This is a genomic window from Streptococcus oralis SK304 (assembly GCF_000287715.1).
GTDB classification, from domain to species: domain Bacteria; phylum Bacillota; class Bacilli; order Lactobacillales; family Streptococcaceae; genus Streptococcus; species Streptococcus oralis_Y.
Genome location: NZ_ALJN01000016.1, coordinates 198,504 through 212,038 on the forward strand (window position 1 = coordinate 198,504; position 13,535 = coordinate 212,038).

Sequence of the window (13,535 nt, forward strand, 5' to 3'; positions counted from 1 at the left end):
GGGTCTTAGAAGGAGAAAACAATGAAAGCCTATCAGCATGTAAATATCGTGACTTGTGACCAAGATTTCCACGTGCATCTGGATGGTATTTTGGCTGTTAAGGATTCTCAAATCATCTATGTTGGTCAAGAGAAGCAAGAGATTTTAGATCAAGCCGAGCAGATTATAGACTATCAAGGGGCTTGGATTATGCCTGGTTTGATCAATTGCCATACCCATTCTGCTATGACAGGCTACGCGGAATCCGAGATGATAGCAATCTCCACGAATGGCTCAATGACTATATTTGGCCAGCAGAAGCAGGATTTACTCCCGACATGACTACCAAGGCGGTCAAAGAAGCTCTGACGGAGATGCTCCAGTCAGGGACAACAACCTTTAGCGATATGTATAATCCCAATGGTGTGGATATTGAGAGAATTTATCAGGCAGTCAAGGCATCTAAGATGCGTTGTTATTTCTCACCGACCCTCTTTTCTTCAGAGGCAGAAACAACTGCTGAGACCATAAACAGAACACGAACCATTATAGAGGAAATTTTAGGATATGAAAATCCAAATTTCAAGGTTATGGTAGCTCCACATTCTCCGTATAGCTGTAGTAGAGACTTGCTGGAAGCGAGCTTAGATATGGCAAAAGAGCTGGACATTCCTATCCATATCCATGTGGCGGAGACCAAGGAGGAGTCAGGAATTATCCTGAAACGATACGGCAAACGCCCCCTCGCCTTTCTCGAAGAATTGGGTTACTTAGACCATCCGTCCGTTTTTGCTCATGGGGTCGAATTAAACGAGCGAGAAATTAAGCGCTTGGCATCCTCTCAAGTGGCTATTGCCCACAACCCTATCAGCAATCTCAAGCTGGCCTCAGGAATTGCTCCAATCATCCAACTTCAAAAAGCAGGAGTGGCAGTAGGTATTGCGACAGATTCGGTTGCTTCCAACAACAACCTTGATATGTTTGAGGAAGGACGGACTGCAGCTCTTCTTCAGAAGATGAAAAGTGGAGATGCCAGTCAATTTCCCATCGAGACAGCCCTCAAAGCTCTGACGATAGAAGGTGCCAAGGTCCTTGGAATGGAAAAGCAGATAGGAAGCCTAGAAGTCGGCAAGCAGGCAGATTTTCTCGTGATTCAACCACAGAGAAAAATCCATCTTCAACCTCAGGAAAATATGCTCTCTCACCTCGTATACGCAGTCAAATCCAGTGATGTTGACGATGTCTATATTGCAGGAGAACAAGTTGTCAAGCAAGGCAAAGTTTTGACGGTAGAGATTTAAAAAAATTTCAAAAAAAGTTTGCAAAAATCTTGCATTCTTTTTTTGTCTATGCTATACTTATATACGGTTTGAAAAAACTGCCTAAGACAGTAGGGGAGCTCGACTCATAAAGATCCTACCGAGGACAAAACGTATCATGTAAAAAGAAGCGTATTGTACTTTCGTGTCTAGGTTTGGGCGCGTTTTTCTTTTGAAAAAATTCCCCAAGCAAAATAATTACGGAGGTGAACACACTAATGAGTGAAGCAATTATTGCTAAAAAAGCGGAACTAGTTGACGTAGTAGCTGAAAAAATGAAAGCTGCTGCATCTATCGTCGTTGTAGACGCTCGTGGTTTGACAGTTGATCAAGATACAGTTCTTCGTCGTGAGCTTCGTGGAAGCGAAGTTGAGTATAAAGTCATTAAAAACTCAATCTTGCGTCGTGCAGCTGAAAAAGCTGGTCTTGAAGACCTTGCATCTGTTTTTGTTGGACCATCGGCAGTAGCATTTTCTAATGAAGATGTTATCGCACCAGCGAAAATCTTGAACGACTTTGCTAAAAACGCTGAAGCACTTGAAATTAAAGGTGGTGCAATCGAAGGCGCTGTCGCATCTAAAGAAGAAATCGTTGCTCTTGCAACTCTTCCAAACCGCGAAGGACTTCTTTCTATGCTCCTTTCTGTACTTCAAGCGCCAGTGCGCAACGTTGCTCTTGCAGTCAAAGCGGTTGCAGACAACAAAGAAGACGCAGCTTAATCTTAAGCTACGCAGCGTAGCATAGCTACGAAAAAACTATTATATAATTAAAAACTTATTTGGAGGAAATAACAATGGCATTGAACATTGAAAACATTATTGCTGAAATTAAAGAAGCTTCAATCCTTGAATTGAACGACCTTGTAAAAGCTATCGAAGAAGAATTTGGTGTAACTGCAGCTGCTCCTGTAGCTGTAGCTGCAGCTGGTGCTGCTGACGCTGGTGCTGCTAAAGATTCATTTGACGTTGAATTGACAGCTGCTGGTGACAAAAAAGTTGGCGTTATCAAAGCTGTACGTGAAATCACTGGTCTTGGACTTAAAGAAGCTAAAGAACTTGTTGATGGTGCACCAGGCGTTATCAAAGAAGGCGTTCCAACTGCAGAAGCTGAAGAAATCAAAGCTAAATTGGAAGAAGCTGGAGCTTCAGTTACTCTTAAATAAGAGGCATATACCAATTAGAATTCGGAATACTATAGTATCAGCCTTTTAGAATCGTGAACACATTTTAGAAACTGATAAATTAATTTAGTTTCCTACCAAAAACCCTACCAAAAATTAATTTGGCAGGGTTTTTCTTTTTAACAAATTTATCGTGGAGAACAATTGAATATTGTTCTCCTTTTTTTATTTTCAGGAGGGAAAATGACAAAAGAATTACAATCATCACGCTATATTGTCATTTCATTTTTAGTACGTGAAATGGGTATTGATATTGTTGAAGCCATCTCTCTTATGGCTGAATTAGAAAAAAGTGGCTTGGTTCGATTGGAATCAAGTGGAGATTTAATACTCAAAGAACTTGGAGGAGCGCTATGAAACGAATCACCGCAAATCAATACCAAACTTCAGAACGGTATTACAAATTACCTAAAATTCTTTTTGAGGATGAGAAATATATGGATATGAAACTAGAAGTAAAGGTGGCTTATTCTATTTTAAAAGATCGTTTAGAATTATCTCTCAGTCGTGGTTGGATAGATGAAGAGGGCGCGGTCTATTTAGTATTTTCTAATTCTAAACTGATGAAGCTATTAGGTTGTTCGAAGTCGAAATTACTGACAATCAAAAAAATTCTTAAAGAATATGACTTAATTGATGAAGTCCAACAGTCTTCAAGTGAGAAAGGAAGACTAGCTAATAAGATTTATTTAGGGGAATTGTCTTCTACCCCAGTAGGTAATTCAAACAGGCCTAGTGTTAAAAAAAGACTAGGGCAGGTTGAAAATGAAACGGCCCCCGTCTCATATTCAGCCCCTAGTGAGACTGAAGTTAGTGAGACTAAATATAGTGAGACTGATTCTTTATTTATTGAGGATGAGGAGGATAGGAATACTCAACCTATCTTGAAAAGAAAAGTAGAAAAGGTCACAAAATATGATCGAGATTATATTTGGGGATTGGTACAAGATCAATTTAGACGAGAAGGCTTTTCTGAAACAGCCAGTGAAATTGCTATGACTGATTTTGAGAGAATCTATCAGTATGCTCTTGACAATGTTCGCTTTGTTAGACGAGCGGAAGTTTTGGCTGAATTTGTGTTTAATGGCTTGTATTCTGTTTGGAACAACCGCGTTAGAAAAGGAGGTGGTTAAAATGTCGCCAATAGAGTGGATATTAGTTATGCTCATTGTCATTTCAAGTGGAGTGACACTTTGGACATTGATAGTCGATCAGGAAGGGGGGATAAAGAAATGAAATTTATTGATTTATTTTCAGGTATTGGTGGTTTTCGACTTGGAATGGAAAGTGTTGGACACGAGTGTATTGGATTTTGTGAGATTGATAAATTTGCTAGGAAATCTTATAAGTCCATTTTTCAAACGGAAGGAGAAATTGAATTTCATGACATACGAGATGTTTCAGATGACGAATTTAAAAAACTTAGAGGGAAAGTCGATGTCATCTGTGGGGGATTCCCTTGTCAAGCATTTTCAATCGCAGGAAGACGATTGGGATTTGAAGATACTAGAGGAACTTTATTCTTTGAAATTGCTCGAGCGGCCAAACAAATCCAACCACGTTTTCTTTTTCTTGAAAATGTTAAAGGCCTACTCAATCACGATAAGGGACGGACGTTCACCACAATCCTTACCACACTTGATGAGTTGGGGTTTGATGTTGAGTGGCAGGTGCTTAACAGTAAGGATTTTGGCATTCCCCAAAACAGAGAGAGGGTGTTTATTATCGGACATTCTAGAAAGAAAGGTACCAGACTCTTATTTCCTTTCAGACGAGAAGGTCAAGCAACTAACTCTGAGACTTTGAAAGCACTAGGAAATTTGAATCCATCAAGATGTGGAATGAGTGGTGAAGTCTATTATTCAGAAGGTCTTGCGCCAACATTAGTTCGTGGAAAAGGAGAAGGATTTAAGGTTGCGATTCCTTGCATTACACCAGATAGATTAGACAAGAGACAAAATGGTAGACGCTTTAAGGAAAACCAAGAGGCGATGTTTACTTTAAATACTCAAGATCGTCATGGTATTGTAGTTGTTGGAGATTTACCAACTAGCTTTAAGGAAACTGGTCGCATCTATGGAAGTGAGGGCTTATCTCCAACACTGACTACAATGCAAGGTGGAGATAAAATCCCCAAAATACTAATTCCAGAACCAATCCAATTTCTAAAAGTACGGGAAGCAACGAAAAAAGGATATGCTCAAGCAGAGATTGGGGATTCAATCAATTTAGAAAGACCAAGTTCTCAGTATCGTCGTGGTAGAGTTGGAAAAGGTATAGCGAATACGTTAACAACTAGTGGGCAAATGGGAGTAGTAGTGGCTAGCTATGAAGGAGAAGATAAACAAGTTTACCAAGTAGCTGGTGTCTTAATTGATGGGCAATTTTACCGTTTGAGGATACGACGAATCACTCCTAAAGAGTGTTTTAGACTGCAGGGCTTTCCTGATTGGGCTTTTGAAGCTGCTAGAAAAGTCTCTAGTAATAGTCAGCTCTATAAACAAGCTGGTAATAGTGTAACCGTTCCTGTGATTGCCGCAATCGCAAAAAAATTAAAAGAAATAGAGGAAAAAGATGAAAGCATTAAATAAAGAATCAATACTAGATTGTGATGAATTAGAAACAGAATTACATGACGCAGAAATCAAACAGCTGGATGAACAAATATTTTTGATGCCCAATTATCCATGTGAGTTTGAGGTGACATTTTTAGATGATTACCATAAAAAACACAACTACCCCCTATTTTACGAATCCTATCTTCAAAACATTATGGAATTCCTTGAAAGTCAGGATATAAAGAACGGAGCTGATGCCTTTGTAGATGATCATCAAAATCTTGTTTTTGTTTTATATGGACAAGGCTATCGAGCCGAGGGAAAAGAGGGAATACTTACAACCCAAGTAACTGTAAAAGCTTATGATGAAGACAAGAAACCGATTAACTTCGCAAATTTATTAGATTCCTTAATCGTCTCAGAATATCAAATGGAACCGAATCTTTGGGAGGTCTCCCATGATTGATCTCTATCTAAGTAAAAATAGCCAAAGAAATCAACTTCTTTTAGAATTCTTCCAAAACTATGGCATCGAGGTATCTTGTCATTCAGTTTCTGAAATGACAAAGGATAAATTAATTGAGATGATGAGCTATTCTTCAGATTGTTTTGAGTTTTTATCTCCTAATTTATTACGATTTAAGAACCGTGACAATCTAAAATTAACAGATTTCATTGAAATGATATTAAAAAATCCTGAACTAACTATTAGACTTCCTCTTGCGGTTTCAAATAAGAGGGTTTATCCAAATCTGAATCTAGAGGAAGCTAGAGCTTTATTGCCAAGAGATACGAAACAATTGATTTACATGGCACAAACACATTATTTATCTAACTAAAGGAGAAGCAATATGGCTGAACGATTTTGGGAGAACTTGTCCATTATTTTGGCTGAAAGAAATATCAGCTGGATTGAGTTAACCAGAAAAATGTTTGCGGGAGAGTTTCACTATCCAAGTGAATTGAATCGTTTGTATCAAAAGATTCGTCACTATAAGATGGAACAACGAATGCCTCAAAGTCCATGGGTAGAAAGGATTGTGCAGGTATTAGATTTAGATTATGAAGATTTATTTCGGAGGTAACTATGAAAAGAATAATTCCAGTTTATATATTCCAACAAGTAAATGTCCTATTACTATCCCTATACTTACTGAAATTGCTTTGTATCGGTGAGTTAACTATACTACAGATTCTCTATGGTGGGTCGCTCATTTCTTTTTTATGGATGTATGGTCAACGTAAACAAGTGGCCAAGGTCAATATGAAAACTAGGATAAAATGGATTGGTATTGGATTAGCCAGTCTACTGATTATAAGTCTATGTTTTAGCCTAATCCATGCTCAAGGAAGCACGAATCAAGCAAACTTAATTAGCCTTCAACATCAAGTTCCTTGGTTTTCATTTTTATTGTTCTTAATCAATGCGAGTATGGTTGAAGAATTTTTGTATCGAGAAATTTTATGGAACTTGGTCAGAAAATTAGATATTCGAGTTGCTTTGACAAGTGTTTTATTTGCCTTAGTACATCATCCAGGAACCATTCTAGCTTGGTGTTTATATGTTTCATTGGGAATGTTTTTAGGGATGGTGCGCTATAAATCGGACTTATGGGGCAGTATGGGGCTGCATTTGGTGTGGAACCTACTAGTTTATAGTTTGCTGCTTGTTTAGGGAAATGAAATGCTAACGTTATGTAACAATGTTAGTCTTTTATTTCAAACTATTTGATGAATATGAATTTAGCTCGATAGAAAAATAAGAAATGTGATAAAAATTTCAACTACTCTTATCTATAATAAAGCTACCTGTTCTTTGAAAATTGAATCCACTCCGTCTTGATTAGCGTGCCTGTGTAAGTAGGGACTGAGAGTATTTCCCTGTGAAGGGCAACTGGCACAAGACGTGTGTGAGAATTTTCTAACAGACACGGAGTTTATCGTTACCAGACTTAAACGATGCGACAAACTAGATAAAGGAGTTAATCATGAAGGTAGTAAACTTGTATGATTTGAAACAAATGGGAAATAAAGGTGGTTGTACCATCCAATTGATTCATCACTTTCCCTTTGGTATGGGCTTAGGACATCTCAAAAAAGACTACATTGAGTTTAAACGTGTTGGTATCATTGATGGGAAAGCAGTAGAAGTTACTCTTCGAGAACCTTATTCGAGAGATTTACTGCAGGTTGTCAAGTCAATTAAGCAACGTCAGAAATTGATAGCTTATCGTTATAAAGAAGGAAAGCTGCTATTTGTGAAGAAGGAGGCATCAGATGTCCTCTGAACAACAGGAACGAATGGCAGTTCAATATGCTGAGCGTAGTCTTTTATTTACCGTCAAAAGTCTCTTAAAGATTCTAGAATGGTCTAGACGTCAGGCTTTAGCACAAGATTCCGCCTATAAGATAGGGGTACAGAAATTAGAAGAATTGCTACAATCTCCTTATTCGATTGATACGATTAATCTGAAAAAAGATTTTTTAGACAAACCAATTGATATAGAGAAATTTAAAGATTTTTTAGAAAAAGAAGAGATTCCTTTAGCCATCGCTTGGCAAGGGGATTCTCTGCATTTCTACACGAAAGACCGTTCGATTCTAGACAATCATTTAGACCATCTGTTAGAAAAAATGGTTAATGATCCGGAGAAATTAGCTGATTTTACCATGGATAAGTCAATAGACGATGCAATTGATGAGGCTAAATCCCAAATTACCTTTGCACAAGAAGGAGCCGTCAAACAGAAAGAGATGGTGAGATGATGTACAGTGGAAAGAAATTCCTATTATTCTCACTGTTAGGTATCTTACTAGGCTATCTTTTCCATCGTTTGACGCTTTTGTATGATTCCTATACTGGAAATAGCTTAGATAAATGGACTCATCTTCTGATGGAAGGTCAAGATGAAGTTCTTCAGTCGCCATGGAATGTTTCCTTTACTGGAAAATCAAGTGCTTTTTTTCTACTAGGATTTGTGATGATGTTGCTGGCTTATCTCTATTTAGAGACCGGTAAAAAACAATACCGAGAAGGGGTAGAATACGGGAGCGCCCGTTTTGGAACTCTAAAAGAAAAGAAGCTCTTTTACGGTAAAGAATTTTCTCATGATACGATATTAGCACAGGATGTTCGTTTGACATTATTAGATAAAAAACCACCCCAATATGATAGAAATAAGAATATTGCGGTGATCGGAGGTTCAGGAAGTGGGAAGACATTTCGCTTTGTGAAACCTAATCTGATTCAGATGAATAGTTCTAATATTGTAGTAGATCCTAAAGACCACTTGGCCGAAAAAACAGGCAAACTCTTTTTAGAAAATGGCTACCAAGTAAAGGTGTTAGATTTAGTCAATATGAAGAACTCAGATGGCTTCAATCCTTTTCGCTATATAGAGACAGAAAATGATTTGAATCGCATGCTGACGGTTTATTTCAATAACACCAAAGGCTCTGGATCTCGTAGTGATCCATTTTGGGATGAAGCTTCTATGACTTTGGTACGAGCTTTAGCCTCCTACTTGGTCGATTTCTATAACCCACCTAAAACAAGAGAACAGCTCATAGAAGAAAGTCGTTTAAGTCAAAAGGAATATCAAAACTTGTTGAAACGTCAAAAAAAAGAAGTGGAAGAGCGAAAAAAACGAGGGCGTTATCCAAGTTTTGCTGAAATCTCAAAACTCATTAAACACTTATCCAAGGGTGAAAACCAAGAAAAAAGTGTCTTAGAAATTCTATTTGAAAATTATGCTAAAAAGTATGGAACTGAAAATTTTACCATGCGAAATTGGGCAGATTTTCAAAATTATAAGGATAAGACTCTGGATTCTGTTATAGCTGTAACCACTGCTAAATTTGCCCTCTTCAATATTCAAAGTGTCATGGATTTGACCAAAAGAGATACCCTTGATATGAAGACATGGGGCCAGAAAAAATCAATGGTTTACTTAGTTATCCCAGATAACGATAGTACCTTTCGCTTTCTTTCAGCCCTCTTTTTTTCAACCGTATTTCAAACCCTAACAAGACAAGCAGATATTGATTTTAAGGGTCAATTGCCTCTTCATGTGAGAGTCTACTTAGATGAGTTCGCAAATATCGGAGAAATTCCAGATTTTGCTGAACAAACCTCAACAGTTCGTTCTCGTAATATGAGTCTCGTTCCTATTCTACAAAATATTGCCCAACTTCAAGGGCTCTATAAAGAAAAAGAAGCTTGGAAAACCATTTTGGGGAACTGTGATAGCTTAGTCTACTTAGGTGGGAATGATGAAGATACCTTTAAATTTATGAGTGGCTTACTCGGTAAACAAACCATTGATGTTCGAAATACTAGTCGTTCCTTTGGCCAGACAGGTTCAGGATCCCTTTCTCATCAAAAGATTGCTCGTGATTTAATGACACCTGATGAAGTCGGAAATATGAAACGGCATGAATGCTTGGTTCGAATTGCTAATATGCCAGTCTTTAAAAGCAAAAAATACAATTCCACTAAGCATCCAAACTGGAAGTACCTAGCCAATCAAGAAACCGATGAACGGTGGTGGAACTATCAGATCAATCCTTTAAATCAAAGACAAGAAAACCATCTTGAAGGCCTTAGAATTCGTGATTTAACTTTTGAATCTAGTTTAAAATAAAAATAGAAAAGAGGAAATAGATGATTACGCATTTTAAAGGTTTTGTTTATGGAGTAGACGCAAGTGCCATGTTTGCACAAGCTATGTCTTTGTTACAGAAGGGATTGATTGCGGTTGGTGCCTTTCTCGTTGTTGTGGGGATTGTCAATCTTGCAACCAACATTAAAGATGGTGGACCAGGTGTTCGGAATGCCATTCTGGAAATTGTCGGTGGTGTTATGGTAGGGGCTGCTGGAGCCTTTGTAACTCAAATTTCAATTTAGGAGGATAAACAATGACATGAATCTTAGTTTAGTCTCACCCTTTGTTTACCTTGCATCTGAAAAAATATCAGCTGAAAATTTATTTGAAGGATTTAATGTAGATTTACAATCTACGGTAGATCTGATTAAATCTCTATCTAGCTACAATCCAACCGTTTGGACTTATATGTCTAGTATTACTAAAAGTGTCATGCAACCTCTTGGAGTTGCGATTTTATCAGTGGTTCTTATCTTAGAATTTTCGAAGATGGCAAAGAAAATTGCTAACTCAGGAGGAGCGATGACCTTTGAAGCATTAGCGCCGATGTTGATTAGTTATATTATGGTTGCAGTTGTAATTACCAACACTACCGTCATTGTAGAAGCCATCATTGGGATTGCGAGTCATGCCATTGAACAAGTGGCCTCGATTGTGGCTCACGGTGGGGCAAAGTATGATACCATTTCTGGATTAAAAGGGTCAGGATTTATTGGCCGGATGATTGTGGGCTTTTTCGCCCTCCTCATTTGGCTAGTTCGGATAGTAAGTGCAGCCATGGTTAATCTTTTGGTATCTATTCGATTTATTCAACTATACCTTATGATCCCATTTGCCCCTCTTACGATTCCAACATTTTTAAGTGATGAATGGAAGTCTATTGGTATAGGCTATTTAAAAAATATTATGGTCTATGCAGTACAAGGGGTTCTTATTTTTCTGATTGTTTCTCTTGTTCCTTTATTTGAATCTGCTGGGAAAATAGCTGTTTCAAATGGTGCAGGAGTCTTGCAATCACTTGCGATTATGTTTGGTAGTTTGATACAAGCTATCTTACTGATTATTGCCCTCGTTGGTTCTCAACGTACGGCTCGCTCAATCTTAGGTATGTAATTAGATAAAGGCTAGGAAGTGAATGCTTCTTAGCCTTTTTAGAAAGGAAAGTCATGAATACACGTGTCTTTAAAGACATCTCAAAATACCAACACAGGGCTTGGTTAGGTTTTACCACAAGGCAAATCATATTTGTTTTACCAGCCTTTATTGTCACAATTATTGTTTTGGGCTTGAATCTCTTTTTCTGGCAATTTGGAGATTGGTTTGTTTACGGTTTTGTGTTTGCCTTTACCATCCCCCTCATGCTTTTTGGAGTCTATAAACCCAATGATTTATATTTTGAACATTATTTGAAATACCGTCTTCATTTTGAATTAACGGTTCCCCTACGCACAATTACAGGAAAGAAAGGACCTGAACATGAAAAGAAAATCAAATACATTAAAGAAACAAAAAACTTCAATGACTAATCAGAAAGAAGTAGTTAAAGGGAAAAAAGAGGAAGTGTTACCCTCTACAGCGAATACTCTTTCTTATCAAGCTCTGTATCAAAATGGTCTAATGCAGGTAAAAGAAGATTATTTCTCACAAAGCTATTTACTTGGTGATGTCAATTACCAAACTGTTGGTTTAGAAGATAAGGGCGCAATCATTGAGAAGTATTCTGATTTGATTAACTCTTTAGATGATCAAACCAACTTCCAATTGACTATCTTTAATAAAAGATTGAATTTAGAAAAGTTTAGACAAAGTGTTTTGTATGAGGAAAAAGAAGATGGGTATGATAGCTATCGTAAAGAATTGAATCGGATGATGAATCAGAATTTAGACAGTGGAGAAAATAATTTCTCATCTGTGAAACTGATTAGCTTTGGTAGAAAGGATTCTAATCCCAAACAAGCTTATCGTTCCCTGTCCCAAATAGGAGAATATTTCAAGAGTGGTTTCTCAGAAATTGATGCTCGCTTTGAATCCTTGGCTGGAGAAGAACGGGTGAACTTGTTGGCAGATATGCTAAGAGGAGAACACCATCTTCCTTTTTCTTACCGTGATTTAACGAGATCGGGTCAGACAACTCGTCACTTTATAGCTCCTAACCTCTTGGATTTTAAAAACAAGAATTACCTACAAATCAATGACCGCTTATTGCAGATTGTCTATGTCAGAGACTACGGTATGGAATTAGGAGATCAGTTTATCAGAGACCTCATGCAAGGAGATTTGGAATTGATTGTGAGCCTCCATGCTCAAAGTTCGACCAAGGCGGATGCCATGAAGAAACTACGAACGAAGAAAACCTTGATGGAATCCCAAAAGATTGGGGAACAACAAAAACTTGCTCGTACAGGTATCTATTTGGAAAAAGTAGGCCATGTATTAGAAAGCAATATCGATGAAGCTGAGGAACTCTTAAAAACAATGACCGAGACAGGAGATAAACTATTTCAAACGGTCTTCTTGATTGGGGTCTTTGGTAAGGATGAAGAAGAACTTAAACAAGCCCTAGACACTATTCAACAAGTGGCCGGCTCAAATGACCTAATGATTGATAAACTTCCATATATGCAAGAAGCAGCCTTTAATAGTTTGCTGCCATTTGGTTGTGATTTTTTAGAGGGCGTATCACGGAGTTTATTAACGTCCAATATAGCAGTGAACTCTCCTTGGACTTCAGTAGATTTACAAGACCGTAGTGGAAAATATTACGGGATCAATCAAATCTCAAGCAATATTATTACCATTGACCGCAGCTTATTAAATACACCGTCTGGTCTGATTTTAGGGACATCTGGAGCTGGTAAAGGCATGGCTACCAAGCATGAGATTATTACGACCAAAATCAAGGAATCTGGTGAAAATACTGAAATTATCATTGTTGATCCAGAAGCAGAGTACAGTGTGATTGGACGGGCTTTTGGTGGAGAAATGATTGATATTGCGCCAGATTCCCAAACCTATCTCAATGTACTTGACTTGTCTGAGGAAAATATGGATGAGGATCCTGTTAAGGTAAAATCAGAATTTCTTTTATCCTTTATTGGCAAGTTATTGGATAGAAAAATGGATGGGAGAGAAAAATCGATTATCGACCGAGTCACCAGACTCACCTATCAGTCATTTAAAGAGCCTTCTTTGGAAGAATGGGTCTTTGTCTTGAGTCAACAACCAGAAGAAGAAGCGCAGAATTTGGCGCTTGATATGGAACTATATGTCGAAGGTTCTCTTGATATTTTTTCTCATAAGACCAATATTCAGACAGGATCTAATTTCTTGATTTATAACGTTAAGAAGTTAGGAGATGAGCTGAAACAAATCGCCCTTATGGTGGTTTTTGATCAGATATGGAATCGTGTCGTACGGAATCAAAAATTAGGGAAGAAGACCTGGATTTATTTTGATGAAATGCAGCTTCTCTTATTAGATAAATATGCCAGTGATTTCTTCTTTAAATTGTGGAGTCGTGTCAGAAAATATGGAGCCAGTCCGACTGGGATAACCCAAAATGTCGAAACCTTATTGTTAGATCCAAATGGTAGACGGATTATTGCAAATAGTGAATTTATGATTCTCCTCAAGCAAGCAAAAAATGACCGAGAAGAATTGGTTCAACTCTTAGGATTGTCAAAAGAACTTGAAAAATACCTAGTCAATCCAGAAAAAGGTGCAGGACTGATAAAAGCTGGTTCCGTTGTAGTTCCCTTTAAAAATAAGATTCCTAAAGGTACTCAATTGTTTGATATCATGAGTACAGATCCTGATAAAATGGCTTCTAATTAAG

16 protein-coding genes, 1 pseudogene and 1 other annotated feature are annotated in these 13,535 nt (G+C 37.7%); all 17 genes and pseudogenes read left to right on the forward strand.

Annotation, left to right across the window (positions count from 1 at the left end):
- The first annotated feature begins 21 nt into the window (after positions 1-21).
- The 17 genes and pseudogenes from HMPREF1125_RS07865 to HMPREF1125_RS07940 all read left to right on the forward strand — a co-directional run bounded on the left by HMPREF1125_RS07865 (position 22) and on the right by HMPREF1125_RS07940 (position 13,534).
- A pseudogene (locus HMPREF1125_RS07865) lies at positions 22-1,280 on the forward strand (TRZ/ATZ family protein).
- 62 nt (positions 1,281-1,342) lie between these two features.
- Positions 1,343-1,478 (forward strand) — a sequence feature (ribosomal protein L10 leader region).
- Between the two features lie 38 nt (positions 1,479-1,516).
- Positions 1,517-2,017: a 50S ribosomal protein L10 gene (gene rplJ, locus HMPREF1125_RS07870; protein WP_001287266.1), complete on the forward strand. Its 501-nt coding sequence runs from the start codon at positions 1,517-1,519 to the stop codon at positions 2,015-2,017.
- Between the two features lie 74 nt (positions 2,018-2,091).
- Complete coding sequence (gene rplL / locus HMPREF1125_RS07875) at positions 2,092-2,460, forward strand: 50S ribosomal protein L7/L12 (RefSeq protein ID WP_001196962.1); 369 nt, start codon at positions 2,092-2,094, stop codon at positions 2,458-2,460.
- A 201-nt stretch (positions 2,461-2,661) separates the two neighbouring features.
- Positions 2,662-2,835 carry a hypothetical protein gene (locus HMPREF1125_RS12600; RefSeq protein ID WP_000159607.1) on the forward strand — a complete coding sequence of 58 codons (174 nt, stop codon included), beginning with the start codon at positions 2,662-2,664 and terminating at the stop codon, positions 2,833-2,835.
- Complete coding sequence (locus tag HMPREF1125_RS07880; protein WP_000822771.1) at positions 2,832-3,611, forward strand: replication initiator protein A; 780 nt, start codon at positions 2,832-2,834, stop codon at positions 3,609-3,611. The genes HMPREF1125_RS12600 and HMPREF1125_RS07880 overlap by 4 nt, the downstream gene beginning before the upstream one ends.
- A gap of 99 nt (positions 3,612-3,710) precedes the next feature.
- Complete coding sequence (gene dcm / locus HMPREF1125_RS07885; RefSeq protein WP_000668589.1) at positions 3,711-5,069, forward strand: DNA (cytosine-5-)-methyltransferase; 1,359 nt, start codon at positions 3,711-3,713, stop codon at positions 5,067-5,069.
- Positions 5,053-5,502 carry a hypothetical protein gene (locus HMPREF1125_RS07890; RefSeq protein ID WP_000645882.1) on the forward strand — a complete coding sequence of 150 codons (450 nt, stop codon included), beginning with the start codon at positions 5,053-5,055 and terminating at the stop codon, positions 5,500-5,502. The genes dcm and HMPREF1125_RS07890 overlap by 17 nt, the downstream gene beginning before the upstream one ends.
- Positions 5,495-5,875, forward strand: a complete 381-nt coding sequence (locus tag HMPREF1125_RS07895) for a hypothetical protein (RefSeq protein WP_000566551.1) — start codon at positions 5,495-5,497, stop codon at positions 5,873-5,875. The genes HMPREF1125_RS07890 and HMPREF1125_RS07895 overlap by 8 nt, the downstream gene beginning before the upstream one ends.
- A gap of 12 nt (positions 5,876-5,887) precedes the next feature.
- A complete protein-coding gene (locus HMPREF1125_RS07900) occupies positions 5,888-6,121 on the forward strand; it encodes a hypothetical protein (protein ID WP_000840776.1) in 234 nt (77 codons plus the stop codon).
- A gap of 2 nt (positions 6,122-6,123) precedes the next feature.
- On the forward strand, positions 6,124-6,711 hold the full coding sequence (locus HMPREF1125_RS07905) for a CPBP family intramembrane glutamic endopeptidase (RefSeq protein ID WP_000821268.1): 588 nt from the start codon (positions 6,124-6,126) through the stop codon (positions 6,709-6,711).
- A 313-nt stretch (positions 6,712-7,024) separates the two neighbouring features.
- Complete coding sequence (locus tag HMPREF1125_RS07910) at positions 7,025-7,324, forward strand: hypothetical protein (protein ID WP_000869759.1); 300 nt, start codon at positions 7,025-7,027, stop codon at positions 7,322-7,324.
- Complete coding sequence (locus tag HMPREF1125_RS07915; RefSeq protein ID WP_000093681.1) at positions 7,314-7,802, forward strand: hypothetical protein; 489 nt, start codon at positions 7,314-7,316, stop codon at positions 7,800-7,802. The genes HMPREF1125_RS07910 and HMPREF1125_RS07915 overlap by 11 nt, the downstream gene beginning before the upstream one ends.
- Positions 7,802-9,679 carry a VirD4-like conjugal transfer protein, CD1115 family gene (locus tag HMPREF1125_RS07920; protein WP_002883241.1) on the forward strand — a complete coding sequence of 626 codons (1,878 nt, stop codon included), beginning with the start codon at positions 7,802-7,804 and terminating at the stop codon, positions 9,677-9,679. Before HMPREF1125_RS07915 ends, HMPREF1125_RS07920 begins: the two co-directional genes overlap by 1 nt.
- 20 nt (positions 9,680-9,699) lie before the next feature.
- Positions 9,700-9,942, forward strand: coding sequence for a hypothetical protein (locus HMPREF1125_RS07925; RefSeq protein ID WP_000627865.1), 243 nt, complete (start codon positions 9,700-9,702; stop codon positions 9,940-9,942).
- A 16-nt stretch (positions 9,943-9,958) separates the two neighbouring features.
- On the forward strand, positions 9,959-10,813 hold the full coding sequence (locus HMPREF1125_RS07930) for a conjugal transfer protein TrbL (protein ID WP_001054256.1): 855 nt from the start codon (positions 9,959-9,961) through the stop codon (positions 10,811-10,813).
- Between the two features lie 53 nt (positions 10,814-10,866).
- The gene (locus HMPREF1125_RS07935) at positions 10,867-11,226 is read left to right on the forward strand and encodes a PrgI family protein (RefSeq protein ID WP_001097589.1); all 360 of its coding nucleotides are present in this window, start codon (positions 10,867-10,869) and stop codon (positions 11,224-11,226) included.
- The gene (locus HMPREF1125_RS07940) at positions 11,177-13,534 is read left to right on the forward strand and encodes a VirB4-like conjugal transfer ATPase, CD1110 family (protein ID WP_000824178.1); all 2,358 of its coding nucleotides are present in this window, start codon (positions 11,177-11,179) and stop codon (positions 13,532-13,534) included. Before HMPREF1125_RS07935 ends, HMPREF1125_RS07940 begins: the two co-directional genes overlap by 50 nt.
- Position 13,535 lies beyond the last annotated feature (1 nt).